At 71.7% G+C, this 22963-nt stretch carries 19 protein-coding genes; 9 read left to right on the top strand and 10 right to left on the bottom strand.

Going from position 1 to position 22963, the window contains the following annotated elements; all coding sequences use genetic code 11:
* The first annotated feature begins 37 nt into the window (after window positions 1-37).
* The 3 genes from ACE3UN_RS17780 to ACE3UN_RS17790 are packed head-to-tail and all read left to right on the top strand — an operon-like array spanning window position 38 to window position 2435.
* The gene (locus ACE3UN_RS17780) at window positions 38-499 is read left to right on the top strand and encodes a universal stress protein (protein WP_374676325.1); all 462 of its coding nucleotides are present in this window, start codon (window positions 38-40) and stop codon (window positions 497-499) included.
* A 44-nt stretch (window positions 500-543) separates the two neighbouring features.
* Window positions 544-1599 carry a M14 family zinc carboxypeptidase gene (locus tag ACE3UN_RS17785; RefSeq protein WP_374676326.1) on the top strand — a complete coding sequence of 352 codons (1056 nt, stop codon included), beginning with the start codon at window positions 544-546 and terminating at the stop codon, window positions 1597-1599.
* Window positions 1596-2435 carry an alpha/beta fold hydrolase gene (locus ACE3UN_RS17790; protein WP_374676327.1) on the top strand — a complete coding sequence of 280 codons (840 nt, stop codon included), beginning with the start codon at window positions 1596-1598 and terminating at the stop codon, window positions 2433-2435. The genes ACE3UN_RS17785 and ACE3UN_RS17790 overlap by 4 nt, the downstream gene beginning before the upstream one ends.
* Here the strand turns inward: ACE3UN_RS17790 and ACE3UN_RS17795 are convergent.
* The 9 genes from ACE3UN_RS17795 to ACE3UN_RS17835 form a co-directional block, all read right to left on the bottom strand.
* Window positions 2393-3430, bottom strand: a complete 1038-nt coding sequence (locus tag ACE3UN_RS17795; RefSeq protein ID WP_374676328.1) for an ABC transporter ATP-binding protein — start codon at window positions 3428-3430, stop codon at window positions 2393-2395. The two genes, ACE3UN_RS17790 and ACE3UN_RS17795, sit on opposite strands and share 43 nt — an antisense overlap.
* Window positions 3427-4449: an ABC transporter ATP-binding protein gene (locus tag ACE3UN_RS17800; protein WP_374676329.1), complete on the bottom strand. Its 1023-nt coding sequence runs from the start codon at window positions 4447-4449 to the stop codon at window positions 3427-3429. The genes ACE3UN_RS17795 and ACE3UN_RS17800 overlap by 4 nt, the downstream gene beginning before the upstream one ends.
* A gap of 139 nt (window positions 4450-4588) precedes the next feature.
* Entirely contained in the window at window positions 4589-5497 is a 909-nt protein-coding gene (locus ACE3UN_RS17805; protein ID WP_374676330.1) for an ABC transporter permease subunit, read from the bottom strand.
* Entirely contained in the window at window positions 5490-6500 is a 1011-nt protein-coding gene (locus ACE3UN_RS17810; RefSeq protein WP_374676331.1) for an ABC transporter permease subunit, read from the bottom strand. Before ACE3UN_RS17810 ends, ACE3UN_RS17805 begins: the two co-directional genes overlap by 8 nt.
* A gap of 88 nt (window positions 6501-6588) precedes the next feature.
* Window positions 6589-7737, bottom strand: a complete 1149-nt coding sequence (locus tag ACE3UN_RS17815; protein ID WP_374676332.1) for a branched-chain amino acid ABC transporter substrate-binding protein — start codon at window positions 7735-7737, stop codon at window positions 6589-6591.
* A gap of 10 nt (window positions 7738-7747) precedes the next feature.
* Window positions 7748-9361 (bottom strand): ABC transporter substrate-binding protein, encoded by a 1614-nt coding sequence (locus ACE3UN_RS17820; RefSeq protein ID WP_374676333.1) that lies wholly within the window; start codon window positions 9359-9361, stop codon window positions 7748-7750.
* Between the two features lie 136 nt (window positions 9362-9497).
* Window positions 9498-10085 carry a GNAT family N-acetyltransferase gene (locus ACE3UN_RS17825; RefSeq protein ID WP_374676334.1) on the bottom strand — a complete coding sequence of 196 codons (588 nt, stop codon included), beginning with the start codon at window positions 10083-10085 and terminating at the stop codon, window positions 9498-9500.
* A 71-nt stretch (window positions 10086-10156) separates the two neighbouring features.
* Complete coding sequence (locus ACE3UN_RS17830; protein ID WP_374676335.1) at window positions 10157-11809, bottom strand: YncE family protein; 1653 nt, start codon at window positions 11807-11809, stop codon at window positions 10157-10159.
* Between the two features lie 128 nt (window positions 11810-11937).
* A complete protein-coding gene (locus ACE3UN_RS17835; RefSeq protein ID WP_374676336.1) occupies window positions 11938-12417 on the bottom strand; it encodes an Lrp/AsnC family transcriptional regulator in 480 nt (159 codons plus the stop codon).
* 278 nt (window positions 12418-12695) lie between these two features.
* On the opposite strand from ACE3UN_RS17835, the gene ACE3UN_RS17840 reads away from it, so the two are divergent.
* The 5 genes from ACE3UN_RS17840 (at window position 12696) to ACE3UN_RS17860 (ending at window position 21118) form a co-directional block, all read left to right on the top strand.
* Window positions 12696-16283 carry an indolepyruvate ferredoxin oxidoreductase family protein gene (locus ACE3UN_RS17840; protein ID WP_374676337.1) on the top strand — a complete coding sequence of 1196 codons (3588 nt, stop codon included), beginning with the start codon at window positions 12696-12698 and terminating at the stop codon, window positions 16281-16283.
* A 53-nt stretch (window positions 16284-16336) separates the two neighbouring features.
* Complete coding sequence (locus ACE3UN_RS17845; RefSeq protein ID WP_374676338.1) at window positions 16337-17098, top strand: spermidine synthase; 762 nt, start codon at window positions 16337-16339, stop codon at window positions 17096-17098.
* A 35-nt stretch (window positions 17099-17133) separates the two neighbouring features.
* Entirely contained in the window at window positions 17134-18978 is a 1845-nt protein-coding gene (locus tag ACE3UN_RS17850) for a GspE/PulE family protein (RefSeq protein WP_374676339.1), read from the top strand.
* 129 nt (window positions 18979-19107) lie between these two features.
* Entirely contained in the window at window positions 19108-19590 is a 483-nt protein-coding gene (locus ACE3UN_RS17855; protein WP_374676340.1) for a tripartite tricarboxylate transporter TctB family protein, read from the top strand.
* Between the two features lie 13 nt (window positions 19591-19603).
* The gene (locus tag ACE3UN_RS17860) at window positions 19604-21118 is read left to right on the top strand and encodes a tripartite tricarboxylate transporter permease (protein WP_374676341.1); all 1515 of its coding nucleotides are present in this window, start codon (window positions 19604-19606) and stop codon (window positions 21116-21118) included.
* Between the two features lie 24 nt (window positions 21119-21142).
* Here ACE3UN_RS17860 and ACE3UN_RS17865 read toward each other — a convergent pair whose 3' ends face one another.
* The gene (locus ACE3UN_RS17865; protein WP_374676342.1) at window positions 21143-22186 is read right to left on the bottom strand and encodes a TolB family protein; all 1044 of its coding nucleotides are present in this window, start codon (window positions 22184-22186) and stop codon (window positions 21143-21145) included.
* 73 nt (window positions 22187-22259) lie between these two features.
* On the opposite strand from ACE3UN_RS17865, the gene ACE3UN_RS17870 reads away from it, so the two are divergent.
* Window positions 22260-22937, top strand: coding sequence for a hypothetical protein (locus ACE3UN_RS17870; protein ID WP_374676343.1), 678 nt, complete (start codon window positions 22260-22262; stop codon window positions 22935-22937).
* The last annotated feature ends 26 nt before the right edge of the window (window positions 22938-22963 follow it).

Here is a 22963-nt window from a genome sequence, read left to right on the forward strand (position 1 = left end):
GCGGCGAGGCGGCAGCATGGGGCCAAGGAGAGTTTCCATGAAGATCCTCGTTCCCATCGACGGCACGGCGCTGTCGCTCGCGGCCCTGCGCCATGCCATCGGCCTGGTGCAGCTCGGCCTGCGCGCCGAGCTGGTGCTGGCCAATGTGCAGGAGCCGGCCAGCCTGTACGAATGGCTGCGTGCGCCCGATCCCGACACGCTCGGCCACATCGCCGAGGCCGCGGGCGAGCATGCGCTGCAGACGGCCGAAGGCCTGCTGCGCCAGGCCGGGCTGGACGCCACCGAGGTGCTGGTCACCGGCGAGCCGGCCCATGCGCTGCTCGATCTCATCGAGACCGAGGACTGCGGCGCGGTGGTCATGGGCACGCGCGGCGGCGGCGGTTTCCTGGCGGCGTTCTCCGATTCGGTCTCGCATGTGCTGGTGGAGCGCTCGCCCGTGCCCGTCACGCTGGTGAAGCTGCCGGACGAGGACGACGCGCGCTTCAGCACAGACGCATGACACGGTGATGGCGGGGCGCGCCGCTATGCTGCGGCGCACCCGCCATGACCACCGGCCCCCGCCACACCCTGCCCGAGCTTGTCGAGCTGCAGGCGCTCCAGCGCCTGGGCGGCGCGGCGCTGCGCGAGCGGCTGCTGTGCACGGTGCCCGTGCGCGGCGCGCCAAGCGGCGGGCTGCCGGTGTGCGCCTACACGCTGGGCAGCGAGCGCCCCGAGGCGCCGGCCCTGCTGGTGGTGGGTGGCGTGCACGGCCTGGAGCGCATCGGCGCCGAGGTGGCCATCGCCTGGCTGCGCAGCCTGGTGATGCGCCTGGCCTGGGACGACACGCTGCACCGCCAGCTCGATGCCGTGCGGCTGGTGTTCGTGCCGCTGCTCAACCCGGGTGGCGTGTGGCAGGGCACGCGCAGCAACCCGCGCGGGGTGGACCTGATGCGCAATGCCCCCGTGCAGGCCGAAGACCCGGTGCCGTGGCCGCTGGCCGGCCAGCGCCTGTCCGCCCGGCTGCCCTGGTACCGCGGGCGCCGCGGCGAGGCCATGGAGCCGGAGGCCCAGGCGCTGTGTGATCTCGTGGAGACGGAGCTGCTGCCGCGCCCCTTCACCCTGGCCGTGGACTGCCACTCCGGCTTCGGCCTGCACGACCGGCTGTGGTTCCCGTTCGCGCACACCGCGCGGCCCATCGGCCACCTGCCCGAGCTGCACCGCCTGGCCGAGATGCTGGACCAGGCCCTGCTGCACCACCGCTACGTGATGGAGCCGCAGAGCCGCCAGTACCGCACGCATGGCGACCTGTGGGACCACCTCTACCTGCGCGCCGGTGCCGCCGGGCCCGGCCACACCTTCCTGCCGCTGACCCTGGAGATGGGCTCGTGGCTGTGGGTGAAGAAGAACCCGCGCCAGCTCTTCAGCCGCCACGGCATCTTCAACCCGCTGGTGGACCACCGCCAGCGGCGCGTGCTGCGGCGTCACCTGGGGCTGCTCGATTTCCTCGGCCGGGCCGCGGCCAGCCATGCGCGCTGGCTGCCGCAGGGGCCGCTGCGCGAGCACCACCACCAGGCCGCGGTGCGCCGCTGGTACGGCGCGCCACCGGTGGCCAACGCATGACGGCCGAGCGGCACGCAGCACCGGCGCCGTGGGTGCTGCTGCGCGGCCTGACGCGCGACAGCCGCCACTGGGAGGACCTGCCGGCCCGCCTGCAGGCCGCGCTGCCGGCGGGCACCGTGGTGCGGGCACTGGACGCCGCGGGCAACGGCGCGCGCTGGCGCGAACGCAGCCCGGCCTCGGTGGCTGCCATGACCGAGGACGCGCGGGCCAGCCTGGCCGGCCTGGGGCTGCGCGGCCCGGTGCGGCTGCTGGCGCTGTCGCTGGGTGCGATGGTGGCGGTGGACTGGGCCGCGCGCCACCCGCAGGAGCTGGCCGGCGCCGTGCTGGTGAACACCAGCCTGCGGCCCTTCAGTGCCGCGCACGAGCGGCTGCGCTGGGGCTGCTGGCCGGCCGTGGCCGGCGCACTGATCCGGCGCCCCGATGCCGAATCGTTGGAGCGCCTGGTGTGGCGCCTGACCAGTGCGCGCCCGCGAACCGCCGAGGAGACGGACGCCCTGGTCGCCCGCTGGGCCGGCTGGCGCGACGAGGCGCCCGTGTCCGCCGCCAACGCGATGCGCCAGCTCTGGGCGGCGGCGCGGTTCCGCGCCCCGGCGGAGCCGCCGGCCGTGCCGATGCGGGTGCTGGTGGGCGCGGGCGACGCGCTCGTGCACCCACGCTGCAGCGAACGCCTGGCCGCCGCCTGGGGCCTGCCGCTGCAGCGCCACCCGTGGGCGGGGCACGACCTGCCGCTGGACGACCCCGGCTGGGTGGTGCAGGCGGCGTGCGAGGCGGACGCCGCGTGGCGCCGCGCCGGTCAGCTGCGGCCGGCCTCCACCGCCCAGCAGGCCACGCGCTGATCGGGATGGGCGGCGCCCGGCGGCGCGGCCAGCGGCGGCATCTCGGCCGCGCAGCGCTCGAAGGCGAGCGGGCAGCGCGTGCGGAAGGGGCAGCCGCTGGGCCGGTCGATGGGGGAGGGCAGCTCGCCCTTGAGCAGGATGCGCTCGCGCCGGTGGGCCGAGTCCACGGTGGGCGTGGCCGACAGCAGCGCGCGCGTGTAGGGGTGGCGCGGCGACTCGAACACCGCGTCGCGCGGGCCGCTCTCCACGCAGCGGCCGAGGTACATCACCAGCACGTCGTCGGCCACGTGGCGCACCACGCCCAGGTCGTGCGAGATGAAGACATAGGCCACGTGCAGGCGTTCCTGCAGCTCGTCCAGCAGGTTCAGCACCTGGGCGCGGATGGACACGTCCAGCGCCGACACCGGCTCGTCGAGCACCAGCACGCGGGGCCGCAGCATCAGCGCGCGGGCGATGGCCACGCGCTGGCGCTGCCCGCCGGAGAACATGTGCGGGTAGCGGCCGAAGTGCTCCTCGCGCAGGCCCACCTGGCGCAGCATCTCGCGCGCCTGCTGTTCTCGCTCGTCGCGGTTGCCCAGCCCGTTGACCAGCAGCGGCTCCATCAGCGCGGCGCCCACCGTCTGGCGCGGGTTGAGCGAGCCGTAGGGGTTCTGGAAGACGATCTGGATCTGCCGGCGCAGCTGGCGCTTCAGCGCCTCGTCGGCCGCGGCGACGTCCTGGCCGTCGATCAGCAGCTGTCCCGCGGTGGGCGGCTCGATCATGGTGAGCAGCCGGGCCAGCGTGGACTTGCCGCAGCCGGACTCGCCCACCACCGCCAGGGTGCGCCCGGCGGCCACGCTGAAGCCCACGCCGTCGAGCGCGTGCACGACCGCGGGCGGCTGGAACAGGCCGCGCGAGACCGGGTAGTCCCGGCGCAGGGCCACGGCCTGCAGCACGGTCGCCGTGGTGTCGGGCGACGCGGGCGCCACGGTCCGATCGAGGGTGTCGGTGTTCATGCCGCCTCCGGGTGCGGTGCGCCGGCGGCCAGGTCCGGCGCGCGGCCGTCCACCAGCGGGAAGTGGCACAGCGCGCGGCCCAGCGAATCGCAGGCCGCCGCCGGCGCCACGCGGTGGCACAGCGGCTGCGCCTGCGGGCAGCGCGGCGCGAACAGGCAGCCGGCCGGGCGGTCGAACTGGCCGGGCACCAGGCCGTCGATGGCGGACAGGCGCTGCCCGTGCGCCACCCGCTCGGGCAGCGCGGCCAGCAGCGCGGCGGTGTAGGGGTGGTGCGGGTCCTGGAACAGCGTGGCCGCGGGCTGGGTTTCCACCGGCCGCCCGGCGTACTGCACCAGCACACGGTCGGCGGTCTCGGCCACCACGCCCAGGTCGTGCGTGATGAGCACCAGCGCCATGCCGGTGTCGCGGCGCAGGCCGCGCAGCAGGTCGAGGATCTGCGCCTGGATGGTCACGTCCAGGGCGGTGGTCGGCTCGTCGGCGATGAGCAGGCGCGGCTTGCAGGCCAGCGCCATGGCGATCATGACGCGCTGGCTCATGCCGCCGGAGAGCTGGTGGGGAAAGGCGCGTGCGCGGCGGGCCGGGTCGGGGATGCCCACCTGCTCGAGCAGCTCGATGACCCGGGCGCGGCGCTGGGTGCGGTCCAGCGCGGTGTGGGCGGCCAGCGCCTCGCCGATCTGGTAGCCCACGGTGAAGCACGGGTTCAGCGAGCTCATCGGCTCCTGGAACACCATGGCCACGTCACGGCCGACGAGCGCGCGGCGCTGCTTCGGGTGCATGGCCAGCAGGTCCTGGCCGTCGAAGTGCATGCGCTCGGCGCCCACGGTGGCGGTCCAGGGCAGCAGGCCCATGATGGCCAGCATCGCCACCGACTTGCCCGAGCCCGACTCGCCCACGATGGCCAGCACCTCGTTGGGCGCCACCTGCAGGTCGACGCCGTCCACGGCCCGGAAGGCGCCGCCGCGCGTGGCGAAGCTGACGCTCAGCCCGCGGATGTCGAGAAGCGGAGTGGAGGACCTCATGGGCGGCGTAGGCGGTAGGCAGGCTGAGGCGGCGCTCCGAAGGAGCCGCCGCCATCCAAGTGGCGTGCGCGGATCCGGCTTCGCCGGTCCGCTGCGCGAGCCCCCTCGGGGGGCAGCGACCGGCAGGGAGCGTGGGGGCTCACGTTTTTCTCATCTTGGGATCGAGGGCGTCGCGCAGGCCGTCGCCGGCCAGGTTGATCGACACCACGGTGACGAGGATGGCCAGGCCGGGCAGGGTGACCAGCCAGGGGTCGGAGCGGATGAACTCGCGGGCGTCGGCCAGCATGGTGCCCCACTCGGCGGTGGGCGGCTGCGCGCCCAGGCCCAGGAATCCCAGCGCGGCGGCCTCGAGGATGGCGTCGGACACGCCGAGCGCGGCCTGCACGATGAGCGGCGCCAGGCAGTTGGGCAGCACGGTGAAGAACATCAGCCGCCACTTGCCCACGCCGGCCACGCGCGCGGCGGTGACGTAGTCCTTCTGCAGCTCGGCCATGGCCGACGCCCGCAGCAGCCGCACATAGCGCGGCAGGTAGACGATGGTCACCGCGATGATGGTGTTGGCCAGGCTGGGGCCCAGCACCGCCACCACCAGGATGGCGAGCACCAGGCTGGGCACGGCCATGATGAGGTCCATCACGCGCGTGATCACCACGTCCACCGCCTGGCCGAGCGAGGCGCAGGCCAGGCCCAGCAGCACGCCGATGACGAAGCTGAAGGCCATCACCGACAGGCCGATGAACAGCGACACCCGGGCACCGTGGATCAGGCGCGAGAGGTGGTCGCGGCCCAGGCTGTCGGTGCCCAGCAGGAAGCGCGTGCTGCCGCCTTCGGCCCAGGCGGGCGCGGCGCGCACGGCGTCGCGGAACTGCTCGTTGGGCGAGTAGGGCGCCACCACGTCGGCGAAGATGGCCAGCAGTGCCACGATCACCACGACCACCAGGCCGGCGACCGCGCCCTTGTTCTCGCTGAAGGCCCACCAGAAGGACTTCCAGGGGGAGGGCGGGGCCGGCGCGGCCACGGCGGGGGACAGTGCGGACGTATCAGCCATGCCTAATGCGTGGGTTGATCAGGCCGTAGGCCAGGTCGACCAGCAGGTTCACGCCGATCACGATGGAGGACACCAGCATCACGCCGCCCTGCAGCGCGGGGTAGTCGCGCCGCGAGATGGACTCGATGAGCCACTTGCCGATGCCGGGCCAGGAGAAGATGGTCTCGGTGAGCACCGCGCCGGCCATCAGCGCGCCCACCTGCAGGCCGATCACGGTGACCACCGGGATCATGGCGTTGCGCAGCGCGTGCACGCCCACCACGCGCCAGGCGGGCAGGCCCTTGGCACGCGCGGTGCGCACGTAGTCCTCGCCCAGCACCTCCAGCATCGCCGAGCGCGTCATGCGCGCGATGACCGCCAGCGGGATGGTGCCCAGCACCACGGCCGGCAGCACCAGGTGGTGCAGCGCGTCGAGCACCGCGCCGTCCTGGCCGGACAGCCAGGCGTCGACCACCATGAACCCGGTGACCGGCTCGAAGTAGTACTGGATGAGGTCGATGCGGCCCGACACCGGGGTCAGGCCCCAGCGCTCGCCCACGAACATCACCAGCAGCAGCCCCCACCAGAAGATGGGCATGGAGTAGCCGGTGACCGACAGGCCCATGAGCGCCTGGTCGTACAGGCTGCCTCGTTTCGCCGCGGCGATGGCGCCCGCCGGCAGGCCGATGAGGGCGGCGAACAGCATGGCGAAGAAGCTCAGCTCGAGGGTGGCCGGGAACAGCGCCATGAACTCGGTGAGCACCTTCTGGTTGGTGGCCAGCGAGGTGCCGAAGTCGCCTTGCAGCAGCTGGCCGCAGTAGTCGAGGAACTGCTTCCACACCGGCTGGTCGAGCCCCAGCTCGTGGCGGAACTGCGCCAGCCGCTCGGGGCTGATGCCGCGCTCGCCCACGCGCACCTCGACCGGGTCGCCCGGCACCAGGCGGATCGCCACGAAGGTGACGAACATCAGGGCGAAGAAGGTCGGAATGGTCAGCGCCAGGCGCCGCCAGAGGAACTTCAGCATGAATGAACAAGCGGCCTCGTGGGCCGCCTCCATCGGGGTGTCGCACGCGCTGCCAAAGGTGCGGCGGCGCGGCGGAGTCAGGGCAGGGTCACCACACGTCGCTGCGGGTGAGCAGGAACCACGCGCCCTTGTTGAGCTGGTAGACGCTCACCGAGCCGTAGCGCTGCTCGCCGTCCGCCGCGAAGCGCATGGTGGTCGTGACCGGCGCCAGGGCGTCGATCGACTTCAGCACCGGCAGGAGTTTCGCACCGTCTGCCGACTTCGCCTGCTTCATCGCGGCTGTCAACACCCAGACCGCGTCGTAGGCGTAGTGCGCGGCGTACACCGGCTCATGCTTGAACTGGGCACGGAAACGCTCGAGGAAGGGCTTGCCGCCGGTGAACTCGCCCGCGCCGATGATGGGCGAGGTGGCGTAGATGTTGCCCACCGCCGGGTTCACCTTGAGCATGCCCTCGGTCTTGATGGTGTCGCTGCCGATGATCTGCATGTTCTTCATGCCGGCGGCCACCAGCTGGTCGGCCAGGGCCACCACCTGGAAGTCGGCCAGCGTGGTCACGAACACGTCGACGTTCTTCGCCTTCATCTCGGGCACGAGCTTGGAGAAGTCGGTCGTCTTGTCGTCCAGCGACATGCGGATGGCGATGTTCTTGCCCTTGAGCTGCGCCGCGGCCGTGTCGGCCAGGCCCTTGCCGTAGGGCGTGGCATCGTCCACCACCGCGAACACGTGCTCGCCCGGCAGGCTGCCGGCGATGGAGCCCATGGCCTTGGACTGCAGGTTGTCGTTGGCCACCAGGCGCAGCGTGGTGGGCAGGTCGAGCTGGGTGTACTTCGGGTTGGTGGAGATGGCCAGCTGCGGAATCATCTTCTCCGCGTAGATGGGCGCGGCCGCGATGCTGACGCCGGAGTTCAGGTGGCCGATGACGGCCGCCACGCCCTGGTCCACCAGCTGCTTGGCGGCCGCCTTGCCGGCCTCGGCGTCGGCCTTGTCGTCGGCCGTCACCAGCTCCAGCGTGACGAGCTTGCCGTCGATCTTCAGGCCCTGCTTGTTGATGTCCTCGATGGCCATGCGGGTGCCGTCGACCATGTCCTGGCCGAGTTCCTTCAGGGGGCCGGACAGCGGCTGGGCCACGCCGATCTTCACCGTGTCGGGCACGCCGGGCGAGCAGCCGGCCAGGGCGGCCAGGCCGATCAGCGCGGCCAGGCCGAGGGCGACACGGGTGGGGGCAAACGTCGTCATGCAGGTCATCTCACTTCAGGCTGACACCATTGAACTGGTGGGTGTTGAACGGGCTCTGCTTGTAGCCCGTCACCTCCTTGCGCAGCACCTCGAAGACCACCGAGTGGGCGATCTTGAAGTCCGGCGCCTCGTCACGCTCGATGGCCTGCATCTCTTCGTACAGCTTGGCGCGCGCCTTGTTGTCGGTGAGCGAACGGGCCTTCTCGAGCCTCTCGTCGAACGGCTTGTGGCACCACTTCGACAGGTTCTGTCCGCCCGGGCGCGCGGCGTCGCAGCCGTGCAGGAAGAAGAAGTTGTCGGGGTCACCGTTGTCGCCGTTCCAGCCGAGCATGCCAGTCATGTGCTCGCCTTGTTGCATCCGCTTGCGGTACTCGCCCCATTCGTACGTGACCAATTTCGCGTTGACCCCGATCTTGGCCAGGTCGGCCTGCATCATCTCGGCCATGCGCTTGGCGTTGGGGTTGTACGGGCGCTGGACCGGCATGTACCAGAGGTCCACCTCCAGCGGTGTCTTCACGCCGGCCTTGGCCAGCAGGTCCCGCGCCTTGGCCGGGTCGTGCGGCCACTCAGCCACCTTGTCGTTGTAGCCCCAGAGGGTGGGCGGGATCAGGTTCTTCGCCGAGGTGCCCGCGCCCAGGTACACGTCGCGCAGGATGGCCGCCTTGTCGATGGCCATGGTGAACGCCTGGCGCACCTCCTTCTTGTCGAAGGGCGGCTTGGTGGTGTTGAAGGACCAGTAGGCGATGTTCAGGCCCGGCATGCTGGTGACCTGCAGCTTCGGGTCCTTCTTCATCTCGGCCAGGTCGGCCGGGCGCGGGTAGCCCATCACGTGGCACTCGCCGGCCTTGAGCTTGGCGTAGCGCGCGGTGGCATCGGGCGTGATGGCGAACACCAGGTCGTCGACCATGGCCTTCTCGCCCCAGTAGACCGGGTGCGCCTTGTAGCGGATGACCGCGTCCTTCTGGTAGACCACGAAGCGGAAGGCACCGGTGCCCACGGGCACCTGGTCGAGCTGCTCCTTGCGGTTGGCCTTGGCCAGCGCATCGGCGTACTCGGCCGAGTGGATGGCCGCGAAGTCCATGGCCAGGTTGGGCAGCATGGTGACGTTGGGCTTCTTCAGCACCATCTTCACCGTGTGGGCGTCCACCTTCTCCAGCGATTCCAGGTCGTCCTTCAGGCCCATGTCGGCGAAGTAGTCGTACTTGCCGCCCGACACCTTGGCGTACGGGTGCTCGGCCTTCCACTGGCGCTCGAACGAGAACAGCACGTCGTCGGCGTTGAAGTCACGCGTGGGCGTGAAGCCCGGCACCGCGTGGAACTTGACGCCCTTGCGCAGCGTGAAGGTGTAGGTGCGGCCGTCCGGCGACACCGTCCAGCTCTCGGCCAGGCCGGGCTCCACCTCGGTGCTGCCGCGCTTGAAGTGCGTGAGGCGGTCGTACACCGGGCGGGCGGCGTCGAAGCTGGTGCCCGTGGTGTTGAGCGCCGGGGTGAAGTTCTCCGGGGAACCCTCGGAGCAGTACACCAGGGTCTTGGCCAGGGCGGGCGTGGCCGCGAGCGGCGCCATCAGGCACAGGGCGGCGGTGGCCAGCGTGTGGCGAGTCGGGGTGGAACGGTCGCGGGGCATGTCCATCTCCTTGGGGCGCACGGGGTGCCGTGCGGGGCATCGGGGCGGGCTTCGATGGAAGCCGGAAGCCCGGCATTCTGGCGCGAGTTGTCGCTCGCAAGGCCCATGCCGGGCCCTGGGGTTTGCACGGTGGCGTTCACCAGTCCGCCGGCGGGCGGAAGCGCGGGTTGGTCAGCGCCGTCACCTGGTGGTCGCGCCAGGCGCCCGCGATGAACAGGTAGTCGCGGGCCAGGCCCTCCACCTGGAAGCCCAGGCGGGCCAGCACCTGGCCGCTGCGCCGGTTCTCCGGCCGGTAGGCGGCCTGGACACGGTGCAGGTTGACGCGCTCGGAGAACATCTCGGCGATGAGCGCCACGAGCGCCTCGTGCATCAGGCCGCGGCCTTGGGCCCGCTCGTCCAGCGCATAGCCGAGCACGGCGTTGTGGAAGGCGCCGCGCGTCACCTGGCTGAAGTGCACCGAGCCGATCACCTCGTCCGGGGCCTCCGGCAGCACCAGCCAGTAGCGGAAGGCCTGGCCCTCGGCAAAGGCCAGGTCGGCCGCGCGCAGGCGCTCGCGCTGCACCCGCGCGGTGCCGAAGTCCGGCGGCGTGGGCGGGTCCCAGGGCGCGAAATGGCGCTGGTTGCGGCGGTAGAACTCGGCCACCGCCGGGGCCATGTCGGTGTCGCTGGCCTGCAGCCACAGCCGCGCGGTGCGCAGCAGGCGGCGGGCGGGGGTGAGGTCCATGCCGGCAGTCTCGCATGGACCCGGGGCCGGGCGGCGGGCCCGGCGCCCGCAAGCCGCCCGCCCCTTGGCCGTCACCAGCGATTGAAGCGCAACAGGCCGCTGCCGCTGTACTCGATGTAACCGGCGAGCACGCCGTCGGCGGTGGCGGTCGCGCCGGCGACCACGCCGCCCGGGACGACGCGGCGCGCCAGCACCCCGGTGGACGCGAAGACGTTGAACTCGGTGCCGTAGTTGGCGTAGAGCCTGCCGTCGCGGCCCACGGCGATCGAGTCGATCGAGTTGCCCAGGTCGCCCTGGTCGTAGTACGGCAGGAACGCCTCGCTGGTGAACGTGCCGGTGTCGATGCGTGCGGCGCCGACGTACAGCTTGCGGCCATCCGGGCTCAGGGCGAGGAACGGGCGGAAGCCGTGGCTGTCGTAGTCGCCCAGTTCGCCCTGCGCCACCAGCTCCAGGCCCAGGTCGTTGGCGTCGACATAGTCCACCGCCCACTTGTACGCGCTCAGCGGGCTGATCCCCGAGTTCACGCCGTACAGGGCGCTGCCGTCGTCGCTGGCCACCATCCGGTGGACCGCCAGGCCCAGGTCCGTCCGGATGCGCTCGCCCGTGCCGGCCAGGAACGCCGTGGTCGAACTGAGGAGCACGCCGACGCCGTTCGGGCGGATGAACTGGATGCCCATGTCATGCCGGTAGCCGTCGTCCAGCGCCCAGGGCTGCAGGCGCGTGCGGCTGGCCAGGTCGAAGACCTCGATGGCGCGGCTGGTGGCGTTCACGGCGTACAGCCGGGTGCCGTCGCTCGAGGTGGCCATCTCACCCAGGTCCGCCCCGGCGGCCGGGGTGAGCGTGGCCAGCACCGCGCCGGTGTAGGCGTTGACCACGTCGATGGCCGACCCGTCGTGGGCGTACACCAGCGGGGCGGCGCGGTCGGTGATGGCGTGGGTGTAGCGGCGCGCGCCGCCGGTGTGCGACGACGGGTTGGTGGCCCCCTTCCACACCGCCACGCGGATGGACTCCTGGTTGACGACGGTGGGGTCGGACGAGCTCAGCGTGACGGTGGCGTAGCTGATGGTGTCGGCCGGCAGCGATGCGGGGTCGGCCACCAGCACCAGGCCGGAGCCGTCGCCGGTCGTGCCGCTCGCCGTCGCGCTCAGCCAGGGCCGGTCGGAGGTGGCGGTCCAGGAGGTGGCGCGCGCGAGGTTGTCGGTGATGCGGACCGTGGCCTCCAGGCGCGAGAGCGCGGCATTCGGGAACGCGGCCAGTCCCACGGCCTGGCGGTCGCTCAGCAGCCGGTGCACGGTGCGCCGTGCATTCACCGTGATGGTGTACGGCACCTGCCAGACGGCGCTCTCGAAGCGCTGGGTGAACCCCGGGTCGGTGTAGAGCGTGACCTCGAACTCGCCCTGGTGGACGCCAGGCGCCAGCTCGGGCGACACCTCCATCTGCACGGTGTAGTCGTGATCGGTCTGGCCCATCTCCACCACGAACACCCCGGTGGTCACACCGGCCGGGTCGACGATCTTCACGTACAGGTCCTGCGCGATGGTCCGGCTCGAGTGCGCCTGCACCGTCAGGGTGCTCGACGTGCCCTCCAGCAGGCTCACCTGCAGGGCGCTCGGCGTGAAGCTGAGCCAGCTTCCATCCGACGGGTCGCTGCCCGAGCCGCCACCGCCGCACGCGGCGAGGACGGACAGCCAAGCCAGCGCCAGCAGGCGCTTCATCCAGTTCATGGTCTTCTCCCTGCGGCGGCTTCCAGCGCCGCCCTGTTGGCCAAAACCGCGCATGCTAGCGTCGCAATTGCTTACAAGCGATGACACAACGCACGGTATTGCCCAGGGATGCAGGCCGGGCGCCCCGCTCAACGCGCGGGCAGCAGGTGCCGCAGCGGCAGCGCGGCGCCCGCCTTCACCTCGCCCAGCGAGAAGCTGGTGTGCAGGTCCTTCACGTTGGGCAGCCGGAACAGCGTGTCCATCGTCCAGCGCGAGTAGGCGTCCAGGTCGGTCACCAGCACCTGCAGCTCGAAGGTGCCGGCGCCGCTGATGTAGTGGCAGGCGATCACCTCAGGCAGGCCGCGGATGGCGTCCTCGAGGGCGCGGGTGGATTCGGCGTTGTCGCGGTCGGTGTCCACGCGCACGAAGGCGAGCACGCCCAGGCCGATCCTGCGGCGGTCGATCTCGGCGCGGTAGCCCGTGATCACGCCGAGCTCCTCGAGCCGGCGCACGCGGCGCCAGGTGGGCGCGGCCGACAGGCCGATGGCGGCCGCCAGGTCGGCATTGGACTGGCGGGCGTCGCGCTGCAGCGCGTCCAGGATGGCCACGTCGTAGCGGTCCAGGGCCACCGGCCCCGCCCCCGGCGCGGCGCGGGGCGCGGCGGACGGCGAGGGGGCGGAGGCGGCGCGGGCGCCCGCCGCGGGCGGTGTGCGGGCGGGGGTTTTCCCTCGGTTTGCGGGCTTCGGCAATGTCGATCCGTTTTGGTGGGTGCTGTGAGCAAGATTGTTGCTGCGAAGCCGCCAAACGGGCAATCGAAAGAAAGCACTTCTCGGGGGCTTGTGCCTACACTGCCGCGTTCGCCTGCCGAGCTCGCCCCGACCCGTCCCGATCCACGAAAGCCGCCGCCATGAACGCTCCCCTGCCCGACTCCGTCCGCCGTGCGCTGGCCTCGGTGACCCTCGACGACAAGTACGCGCTGCCCGCCGGCCAGGCCTTCATGAGTGGGGTGCAGGCGCTGGTGCGCCTGCCCATGCTGCAGCGCACGCGCGATGCGGCCGCCGGCCTGAACACCGCCGGCTTCATCAGCGGCTACCGCGGCTCGCCGCTGGGCGGCTACGACCAGGCGCTGTGGGCGGCCAAGAAGCACCTGGCGGCGCAGCACGTGGTGTTCCAGCCGGGCGTCAACGAGGAGCTGGGCGCCACGGCGGTGTGGGGCACGCAGCAGCTGGAGCTGTTCAGGCAGCAGTCGCGCTACGACGGCGTGTTCGGCATCTGGTACGGCAAGGGCCCCGGCGTGGACCGCTGCATCGACGTGTTCAAGCACGCCAACATGGCCGGCACCTCGCCGCACGGCGGCGTGATCGCCATCGCCGGCGACGACCACGTCTCGAAGAGCTCCACCGCACCGCACCAGAGCGACCACGTCTTCAAGGCCTGCGGCTTTCCCACCTTCTTCCCCAGCAGCGTGCAGGACATCCTCGACATGGGCCTGCACGCCTTCGCCATGAGCCGGTTCTCCGGCCTGTGGAGCGGCATGAAGACCATCCAGGAGGTGGTCGAGTCCTCGTCCAGCGTCGACGTGTCGCCGGACCGCGTGAAGATCCTGCTGCCCGAGGACTTCCAGATGCCGCCGGGCGGCCTGCACATCCGCTGGCCCGACCCGCCCCTGGAGCAGGAGGCGCGGATGATGGACTACAAGTGGTACGCGGCGCTGGCCTATGTGCGCGCGAACCGCCTGAACCACAACGTCATCGAGACCGCGCACGACCGCTTCGGCCTCATCGCCAGCGGCAAGGCCTTCAACGACACCCGCCAGGCGCTGGCCGACCTGGGCCTGGACGACGCCACCTGCCGCCAGCTGGGCATCCGCCTGCACAAGGTGAACGTGGTGTGGCCGCTGGAGGCCACCATCACGCGCGACTTCGCCACCGGGCTGCAGGAGATCCTGGTGGTGGAGGAGAAGCGCCAGGTCATCGAGTACCAGATCAAGGAGCAGCTCTACGGCTGGCGGCCGGACGTGCGGCCCAACGTGCTGGGCAAGTTCGACCAGCAGGAGGGGGATCTCTCCGGCGGCGAATGGAGCATGCCCAACCCCAGCGAGAACTGGCTGCTGCGCGCCAAGGCCGACCTCACGCCGGCCATCATCGCCAAGGCCATCGCCAAGCGGCTGAAGAAGCTGGGCGTGCCGGCCGACATCGCCGCGCGCATGGACGAGCGCATCGCCGTCATCACCGCCAAGGAGCAGGCGCTGGCGGCGCTGGAGATCAAGACCGGCGACCGCACGCCGTGGTTCTGCTCGGGCTGCCCGCACAACACCAGCACCCGCGTGCCCGAGGGCTCGCGCGCGGTGGCCGGCATCGGCTGCCACTACATGGTGAGCTGGATGCCGGGCCGGCAGACGGCCACCTTCACCCAGATGGGCGGCGAGGGCGTGCCCTGGGTGGGCCAGGCGCCGTTCACCAACGAGAAGCACCTGTTCGCCAACCTGGGCGACGGCACCTACTTCCACAGCGGCATCCTGGCGATCCGTCAGTCCATCGCCGCGGGCGTGAACATCACCTACAAGGTGCTCTACAACGACGCCGTGGCCATGACCGGCGGCCAGCGCGTGGGCGAGCGGCCGGAAGGCCACTCGGTGCTGCAGATCATGCGCAGCCTGGTCAGCGAGGGCGTGGCCCGGCTGGTCATCGTCACCGACGAGCCGGCCAAGTACGAGGGCGTCACGCTCAGCCCCGGCGTCACCGTGCACCACCGCGACGAGCTCGACCGCATCCAGCGCGAGTTCCGCGAGATCGCGGGTGTCACCGCCATCATCTACGACCAGACCTGCGCCACGGAGAAGCGCCGCCGCCGCAAGCGCGGCACCCTGGCCGACGTGGACAAGCGCGTGGTCATCAACGAGCTGGTCTGCGAGGGCTGCGGCGATTGCTCGGTGCAGAGCAACTGCGTGTCGGTCGAGCCGCTGGAGACGGAGTTCGGCCGCAAGCGCCAGATCAACCAGAACTCCTGCAACAAGGACTTCTCCTGCGTGAAGGGCTTCTGCCCCAGCTTCGTCACGGTGGAAGGCGGCACGCTGAAGAAGCCCAAGAAGGGCGCGGGGCCCAGCCTCGCCGACCTGCCGGCCATCCCCGACCCCACCCTGCCGCCGGCGCACAGCGCCTGGGGCATCGTGGTGGCGGGCGTCGGCGGCACGGGCGTCATCACCATCGGCCAGCTGCTGGGCATGGCGGCGCACCTGGAAGGCAAGGGCATCGTCACGCAGGACGCCGCGGGCCTGGCCCAGAAGGGCGGCGCCACCTGGAGCCACGTGCAGATCGCCGACACGCCGCAGGCCATCCACACCACCAAGGTGGACACCGCCAAGGCGGATCTGGTGATCGGCTGCGACGCCATCGTGGCCGCCAGCAAGACCACGCTATCGGTGCTGCACCCGGAACGCAGCTTCGTGGCGCTGAACAACCACGCCACGCCCACCGCCAGCTTCGTGGGCGACACCGAATGGACCTTCCCCGCCGGCCAGTGCGAGCAGGCCATCGCCCAGGCCGTGGGCAGCGGGCGCTTCGCCAGCTTCGACGCCGAGCAGGCGGCGGTGCAGCTGCTGGGTGACTCGATCTTCACCAACCCGCTGATGCTGGGCTTCGCCTGGCAGCACGGCCGCATCCCGCTCTCGCGCGAGGCGCTGATGCGTGCCATGGAGCTCAACGGCGTGCAGATCGAGGCCAACAAGGCCGCCTTCGAATGGGGCCGCCGCTGCGCCCACGACCTGGCGGCGGTGAAGGCGCTGTTCCAGGCCAGGTCGGTGATCCAGATCGTCAAGCGGCCCTCGCTCGACGAGGTGGTGTCACGCCGCGTGGAGTTCCTCACCGGCTACCAGGACGCGGCCTATGCCGAGCAGTACCGCACCTTCGTGCAGAAGGTGCGCGAGGCCGAAGGCCGTCTGGGCCAGGGCACGCGCCTGTCCGAGGCGGTGGCCCGCTACCTGTTCAAGCTGATGGCCTACAAGGACGAGTACGAGGTGGCGCGCCTGCACACCGACCCGGCCTTCCAGGCGAAGCTGGCGGCGCAGTTCGAGGGCGACTTCAAGCTGGTGCACCACCTGGCGCCGCCGCTGTTCGCGAAGAAGAACGAGCGCGGCGAGCTGGTCAAGCAGGCCTACGGCCCCTGGATGCGCCGCGCCTTCGGCGTGCTGGCGCGGCTCAAGGGCCTGCGCGGCACGGCGTTCGACGTGTTCGGCCGCACCGAGGAGCGGCGCACCGAGCGTGCGCTGATCTCGGAATACCGCGCCACGGTGGAAGAGCTGCTGGCGGGCCTGACTGCCGAGAAGCTGCCGCTGGCGGTGGAGATCGCCACGCTGCCCGAGCAGATCCGCGGCTTCGGCCATGTCAAGGAGCGCCACCTGCGCGCCCTGCGCCCGAAGTGGGCGGCGCTGATGGCGCGCTGGCGCGCACCGGCCGCCGCCCCCGCGCCGGCCGCCCACCCGGCCGAGCTGGCCTGACGCCGCCGCACCCGCCCCCTCGCCGGGCGGGTGCCCTGGCGGACAATGCGCCGATGTCTTCCCGGCCCCAGGATCTCGTCGGCGCCACGCTGTCCGAACACGGCGGCGTGCGCTACCTGCACCTCGATTCCCCCTGGGTGCAGGGCGCGATGCGCCTGTCCAAGCCCAACCAGCTGGAGCTGGAGTACATCCAGCGCATGATGGCCTGGATGCTCTGGCGCCCGCAGGACGAGGTGGCCGAGGGCCATGCCGTGCAGCTGGGCCTGGGGGCCGGCGCCATCACGCGCTTCTGCCACCAGGTGCTGCGCATGCGCACCACCGTGGTGGAGATCAACCCCACCGTCATCGCCGCGAACCGGCTGTGGTTCCGCCTGCCGGCGGACGACAAGCGCCTGGCGGTGGTGGAGGGCGACGCCGCGGCCTGGGTGGCGGCCGCCGGCCACGCCGGCTGCGCCCAGGTGCTCAACGTGGACCTCTACGACCACGAGGCCGCCGCCCCGGTGCTGGACGACGAGGCCTTCTACACCGGCTGCCGCGACGTGCTGGACGCCCACGGGGGCGTGATGACGGTGAACCTCTTCGGCCGCGACGCCAGCTTCTCCCACAGCACCGAACGCATCGCCGCGGTGTTCGGGCGCGACCAGGTCTGGACACTGCGGCCCACGCGCGAGGGCAACACGGTGATCGTGGCCGCGCGCGGGGTGGTGGTGCCGGGGCGCGAGGAGCTCAGTGCCCGCGCGGCTAACATCGAAGCGCGCTTCGGGCTGCCGGCACGCAAGTGGCTGCGCATGGTGCGGCCCCTGCCACCGCCCTGATCCCCTCCAGCCTGCGGCCTGCGGCCGCCCCCGCCATGAACGCTCCGACCGACCCCGCCCCGCCTGCCCCGGCCACCCCGCGCGCGGCGGTGCCGCCCAAGGGCCGGCTCGAGATGCGGCAGCTGCTCAAGTGGCTGCGCGACGACGGCGTGCTGAGCCCGGTGGAGGCGGACACGCTGGCACGGCGCTTCGGCCAGGCCGGCTCCAGCCTGCACCCGCTGCTGCGCCTGGGCGGCGCCGGCCTCAAGAGCGCACGCGACGGCAGCGCGCTGGACACCGAAGCGCTCACCCGCTGGCTGGCCGGCCGCTTCGGGCTGCCCTTCCAGCGCATCGACCCGCTGCGCGTGGAAGCCAGCAAGGTGGCCGACGTGATGTCGCTGGCCTATGCCGAAAGCCGCCGGGCCCTGCCGCTGCACGTGGGCGCCACCGAGGTCACCATCGCCACCTGCGAGCCCTTCGACGTGGGCTGGCTGCCCGACATCGAGGCGCACACGCGTCGCCACATCAAGCTGGTGCTGGCCACGCCCGATGACGTGGCGCGCTTCACGGCCGAGTTCTATGCGCTCGCGCAGAACGTGCGCGTGGCCAAGAAGACGGGCGACCTGGCCGCCAGCGCGGTGAACTTCGAGCAGCTGGTGGACATGGGCCGCGTGCGCGACAACGCGCTCGATGCCAACGACGCCGGCGTGGTGCAGATCGTCGACTGGCTGTGGCAGTACGCCTTCGAGCAGCGCGCCAGCGACATCCACCTGGAGCCTCGCCGCGACACCGGCGTCATCCGCTTCCGCATCGACGGCGTGCTGCACCTGGTGCACCAGGTGCCCGCGCCGGTGATGGCGGCCATGACCGCGCGCATCAAGCTGCTGGGCCGCATGGACGTGGTCGAGCGCCGTCGGCCCCAGGACGGCCGCATCAAGACGCGCCGGCCCGACAACGCCCCCGGCGGCGGCGGCGAGGTGGAGATGCGCCTGTCCACGCTGCCCACCGCCTTCGGCGAGAAGGTGGTGATGCGCATCTTCGACCCCGGCACGGTGGACAAGCCCTTCGACGCGCTGGGCTTCTCGGCCGACGAGGCGCGGCGCTGGCAGTCGCTCATCGAGCAGCCGCACGGCATCATCCTCGTCACCGGCCCCACCGGCTCGGGCAAGACCACCACGCTGTACTCCACGCTGAAGAAGCTGGCCACGGAAGAGGTCAACGTCTGCACCGTCGAGGACCCCATCGAGATGGTGGAGCCCGCCTTCAACCAGACGCAGGTGCAGCCCGCGCTGGAGCTGGGTTTCGCCGACGGCCTGCGTGCCCTGATGCGCCAGGACCCGGACATCATCATGGTGGGCGAGGTGCGCGACCTGGAGACCGCCGAGATGGCCATCCAGGCCTCGCTCACCGGCCACCTGGTGTTCTCCACCGTGCACACCAACGACGCGCCGGCCTCCATCACCCGGCTGGTGGACCTCGGCGTGCCGCCGTACCTCATCGGCGCCACCGTCATCGGCGTGCTGGCCCAGCGCCTGGCGCGCGCGCTGTGCCCGTCGTGCAAGCAGCCCGACCCGTCGGTCACCATCGAATCGCTGCAGTCGCTGGCCGCCCCCTGGCGCCTGGCCGGCAGCATCCGGCCGCACAAGGCCGTGGGCTGCCCGGCCTGCCGCGGCACCGGCTACCGCGGCCGCAGCGCGCTGTACGAGTTGATGACGCTCAGCGAGGCGGCGCGCAACGCGATCCACCCCCACTTCGACGCCGCCCGCCTGCGCCGCCAGGCGGTGAGCGAAGGCATGCAACCCCTGCGCGTGGCCGGCCTGGCCAAGGTGGCCCAGGGCGTGACCACGCTGGAGGAGGTGCTGCGCTGCACGCCGCGCTGGGAGACGGACGCGCCGGGCTGACCTGCGGCGGCCCGCGCGGGGCCGCGGTGTGACGCCTTGGCGGCGCGTTACGTGTATTCCACAGCCGCCCGAGGGGGTCCGGTTCCTAGAATCCGCGGCCATTGCCCCTGATTCCGTGGAGGAGATCCCGTGAAGATCAAGAGCCAGAAGGATTTCTGGTCCGGCCTGATGTTCGTGGCCGTTGGTGCCGCGTTCGCCGTCGGTGCCGGCAACTACAGCCTCGGCGACTCCGTGCGCCCGGGGCCCGGGTACTTCCCCCTCGGGCTGGGCGTGCTGCTAACGCTGCTGGGCGCGGTGGTGCTGTTCCAGTCGCTCACCATCGAGACCGACGACGGCGACCCGGTGGGCGCCATCGCCTGGCGGCCGCTGCTCATCATCCTGGGCGCGGTGGCCATGTTCGGGGTGGTGCTGCCGCGCCTGGGCCTGGTGGTCTCGCTGCCGCTGCTCATCCTCGTGTCGGCCTATGCCAGCGAGGAGCACACCTGGCTGGGCTCGGCCGTCAACGCGGTGGCCATCACCACGCTGTCGTGGCTGGTGTTCGTGGTGGGCCTGAAGCTCACGCTGCCGCTGTGGCCCACGATCTTCGCCGCGTCCGCGGCGGCCGGCGCCTGAAGGACACCCCGCCATGGACCTGCTGAACAACCTGGCGCTGGGCTTCCAGACCGCCTTCACGCTCTCCAACCTGCTCTATGCCTTCGGCGGCGCCGTGCTCGGCACGCTGATCGGCGTGCTGCCGGGCCTGGGGCCGGTGGCCACCATCGCGATGCTGCTGCCCAGCATCTACTCGCTGGACGCGACGCCCGCGCTCATCATGCTCGCGGGCATCTACTACGGCGCGCAGTACGGCGGCTCCACCACCGCCATCCTGATCAACGTGCCGGGTGAATCGAGCTCGGTGGTCACGGCCATCGACGGCTACCAGATGGCCCGCCGCGGCCGCGCCGGCGCGGCGCTGGCCGCCGCCGGCCTGGGCTCGTTCTTCGCGGGCTGCGTGGGCACGGTGATCATCGCCGCCTTCGCGCCGCCGCTGACCGAGCTGGCCTTCCAGTTCGGCGCCGCCGAGTACTTCGCGCTCATGACGCTGGGCCTGATCGGCGCGGTGGTGCTGGCCTCCGGCTCGCTGCTCAAGGCGATCTCCATGATCGTGCTGGGCCTGCTGCTGGGCCAGATCAACACCGACGTCATCTCCGGCGTGCCGCGCTACAGCTTCGACATCCCCGAGCTGACCGACGGCATCAACTTCGTGGTCATCGCCATGGGCGTGTTCGGCTTCGGCGAGATCATCGCCAACCTGGGCCGCCCGGCCGAGCACCGCGAGGTGTTCACCAAGCACGTCAGCGGCCTGTGGCCCACCCGGCAGGACTTCAAGGATGCGTTCCCCGCGGTGCTGCGTGGCACCACGCTGGGCTCCATCCTGGGCGTGCTGCCCGGCGGCGGCGCGCTGCTGGCGTCCTTCGCCGCCTACACGGTGGAAAAGAAGATGAAGCGCCGCGAGGACGAGGCCGTCTTCGGCCAGGGCAATATCCGCGGCGTGGCGGGCCCCGAATCGGCCAACAACGCCGGCGCGCAGACCAGCTTCATTCCCATGCTGACGCTGGGCATCCCGCCCAACGCGGTGATGGCGCTGATGGTCGGCGCCATGACCATCAAGGGCATCCAGCCCGGCCCGCAGGTCATGACCAGCAACCCCGAGCTGTTCTGGGGCCTGATCGCCTCGATGTGGCTGGGCAACCTGATGCTGGTGATCCTGAACCTGCCGCTGATCGGCATCTGGATCAAGCTGCTCACGGTGCCCTACCGCTTCCTGTTCCCGGCCATCCTGTCGTTCTGCTGCATCGGCCTGTACACGCTGAACAACAACAACTTCGACGTGTACATGGCGGCGCTGTTCGGCCTCATCGGCTACGGCTTCTACAAGCTGGGCTGCGAGCCCGCGCCGCTGCTGCTGGGCTTCATCCTGGGCCCCATGATGGAGGAGAACCTGCGCCGCGCGCTGCTGCTGTCGCGCGGCGACTGGACCACCTTCTTCACGCGCCCGCTGTCGGCCGGCCTGCTCATCGCCGCCGCGCTCATGGTGGTGGTGGTGCTGCTGCCGTCCATCCGCAGCAAGCGCGAGGAAGCCTTCCAGGACGCGGACTGAGCCGCGCCCCGGCTGCCGGCCCGGTCAGTCCGACCAGGCCAGCAGCTCGCAGCCGAGGGTGCGGGTCTCGCCGTCGCGGTTCTTCACCTCGAAGGCGTACGCGTCGCCCGCGGCCGGCAGGGCGGTGACGCGGCGGGCCGTGGCGGGCACGTACCAGAGCTCGCAGGTGCCCATGCAGCCGAAGCCGGTGCAGAAGTGGCCGGTGTCCACGTCGAACGCGATGTGCCGGCCATCCGGTGACCAGCGGGCGTAGTACGACATCGTGGTGGCGGTCAGGGGCTCCAGCCGGCTGCCGTCGAGGTCGGCCACCCAGATGTCCGCGTCCACCAGCGTGCCCACCTGGCGGTGCAGCCGCACGGCCAGGCGGTCGCCCTGCCGGTTCACCCAGGCGTCGGCCACCGTGTGGTGGGCCGGCAGCGCGAGGCGCCCGGTCACCTGCTCGGTGCCGCCCAGTCGGCCGGTGCGGATCTCACCCGAGCCCAGCACGCGCAGGTAGCGCCCGTCGGGCAGCCAGTCCAGGGGCGCGTCGCCGGGCACGGCATGCACCACCTGGGCAGCGTCCAGGTCGATGAACACCCAGTCCGCCGGCGAGGTGCTGTCCGGGCCCAGCAGCGCCACGAGCAGGTTCTTGTCCACGGGCGAGGGCCGCTCCTGGCGCAGGTAACCGTCGGCCCACAGGGCATGGCGCACCTGCCCGGTGGCGGTGTCCATCACCTCCAGCGACGAGCGGTCCTCGAACACATCCCACTCGGTGGTCGCGTACTGGGTGCCGTCGGGCCAGGGGTAGGCGGCGGCCTCGGACGTCACCTGCACCGGCAGGGCGCCCGCGGGCGAGGCGATCTGCGTGCCGTCCCGGAAGTCCAGCGCGTAGTTGTCGTGCCACAGCTGGCCGGACAGCCCGGTGGGCGGCGGGGGCGGGGGCGGCGGGTTGCCGGGGCCGGGGTCGGTGTCGCCACCGGCGCCGCCGCAGGCGGCCAGGGTGGTGCTGAAGGCGACGGCCGCCATCAGCCGGCGCAGCCGGCGGGTCGCCGGCGTGGCGGGCGTGGCCAGGGGAGTGCAGGGGTTCATGGGGGTCCTCCTTCGGGGCCGCTCGAACGGGCGCGGCCATGCGGCAGACTAGGCCGCGCACCGTTCAAAACCCATGCTTGACACTGAACCGTCCGACCCGCTGCCCGCCGCCGACTGGGCCCCGGTGGCCGACCTGCTGGTCACCGACCCGGCCGCCGTGGAGGTGCTGTGGCAGGCCGACAAGCGCCGCCACCTCAAGCCCTTCCTGGGCCGCGCGGCCGACCTGGCCACCGCCGCGGCCGAGCTGGGCATCGCCAAGCCGGCCATGAGCTACTGGATCGGCCGGCTGCTGGACGTGGGGCTGATCCGGCTGGTGGGCACGCACAAGCAGGGCCGCCATGTGCGGCGCTCGTACCGCTGCGTGGCCGACCGCCTGCGCGTGGCGCTGGTGGAGGCGCCACTGTCCAGCTACGAAGGCGTGTTCGCCGATTTCTCCACCCGCTGGATGGGCCAGGCGCACGACGCCATGGCGCGCTCGCTGGCGCGCCAGGCCGCGCAGCTGGAGCTGGCCATCGCGCACACCGGGGCGGCGGGGCTGTCCACCACCATCCTGCCGCGCGCCGGCTGCAGCGCGCCGCCGGACGACTTCCTCTACTACTGGGCGCGCCTGTGGCTGGCGCCCGAGCAGGCCCAGGCGCTGGCGCAGGAGATGGACGCGCTGTGGGAGCGCTACGCCGCGCTGAGCCACCGCGACGCGCCGGGCGCCGTGCCCACGCTGGTGCACCTGCTGCACGTGCGGGAAACCCGCTGACAGGCTCGCGCCAGCGGGCGGTGGCA

This window comes from Ideonella sp. (genome assembly GCF_041918995.1).
Taxonomy (GTDB): domain Bacteria; phylum Pseudomonadota; class Gammaproteobacteria; order Burkholderiales; family Burkholderiaceae_C; genus Ideonella.

What these genes read in the sequence shown, in the direction of transcription:
- ACE3UN_RS17780 (WP_374676325.1), top strand. Translation starts at nt 38, where the DNA reads ATGAAGATCCTCGTTCCCATCGACGGCACGGCGCTGTCGCTCGCGGCC.
- ACE3UN_RS17790 (WP_374676327.1), top strand. Translation starts at nt 1,596, where the DNA reads ATGACGGCCGAGCGGCACGCAGCACCGGCGCCGTGGGTGCTGCTGCGC.
- ACE3UN_RS17860 (WP_374676341.1), top strand. Translation starts at nt 19,604, where the DNA reads ATGGACCTGCTGAACAACCTGGCGCTGGGCTTCCAGACCGCCTTCACG.
- ACE3UN_RS17815 (WP_374676332.1), bottom strand. Translation starts at nt 7,737, where the DNA reads ATGACGACGTTTGCCCCCACCCGTGTCGCCCTCGGCCTGGCCGCGCTG.
- ACE3UN_RS17785 (WP_374676326.1), top strand. Translation starts at nt 544, where the DNA reads ATGACCACCGGCCCCCGCCACACCCTGCCCGAGCTTGTCGAGCTGCAG.
- ACE3UN_RS17805 (WP_374676330.1), bottom strand. Translation starts at nt 5,497, where the DNA reads ATGGCTGATACGTCCGCACTGTCCCCCGCCGTGGCCGCGCCGGCCCCG.
- ACE3UN_RS17800 (WP_374676329.1), bottom strand. Translation starts at nt 4,449, where the DNA reads ATGAGGTCCTCCACTCCGCTTCTCGACATCCGCGGGCTGAGCGTCAGC.
- ACE3UN_RS17850 (WP_374676339.1), top strand. Translation starts at nt 17,134, where the DNA reads ATGAACGCTCCGACCGACCCCGCCCCGCCTGCCCCGGCCACCCCGCGC.
- ACE3UN_RS17810 (WP_374676331.1), bottom strand. Translation starts at nt 6,500, where the DNA reads ATGCTGAAGTTCCTCTGGCGGCGCCTGGCGCTGACCATTCCGACCTTC.
- ACE3UN_RS17795 (WP_374676328.1), bottom strand. Translation starts at nt 3,430, where the DNA reads ATGAACACCGACACCCTCGATCGGACCGTGGCGCCCGCGTCGCCCGAC.
- ACE3UN_RS17840 (WP_374676337.1), top strand. Translation starts at nt 12,696, where the DNA reads ATGAACGCTCCCCTGCCCGACTCCGTCCGCCGTGCGCTGGCCTCGGTG.
- ACE3UN_RS17845 (WP_374676338.1), top strand. Translation starts at nt 16,337, where the DNA reads ATGTCTTCCCGGCCCCAGGATCTCGTCGGCGCCACGCTGTCCGAACAC.
- ACE3UN_RS17825 (WP_374676334.1), bottom strand. Translation starts at nt 10,085, where the DNA reads ATGGACCTCACCCCCGCCCGCCGCCTGCTGCGCACCGCGCGGCTGTGG.
- ACE3UN_RS17865 (WP_374676342.1), bottom strand. Translation starts at nt 22,186, where the DNA reads ATGAACCCCTGCACTCCCCTGGCCACGCCCGCCACGCCGGCGACCCGC.
- ACE3UN_RS17830 (WP_374676335.1), bottom strand. Translation starts at nt 11,809, where the DNA reads ATGAACTGGATGAAGCGCCTGCTGGCGCTGGCTTGGCTGTCCGTCCTC.
- ACE3UN_RS17820 (WP_374676333.1), bottom strand. Translation starts at nt 9,361, where the DNA reads ATGCCCCGCGACCGTTCCACCCCGACTCGCCACACGCTGGCCACCGCC.
- ACE3UN_RS17870 (WP_374676343.1), top strand. Translation starts at nt 22,260, where the DNA reads ATGCTTGACACTGAACCGTCCGACCCGCTGCCCGCCGCCGACTGGGCC.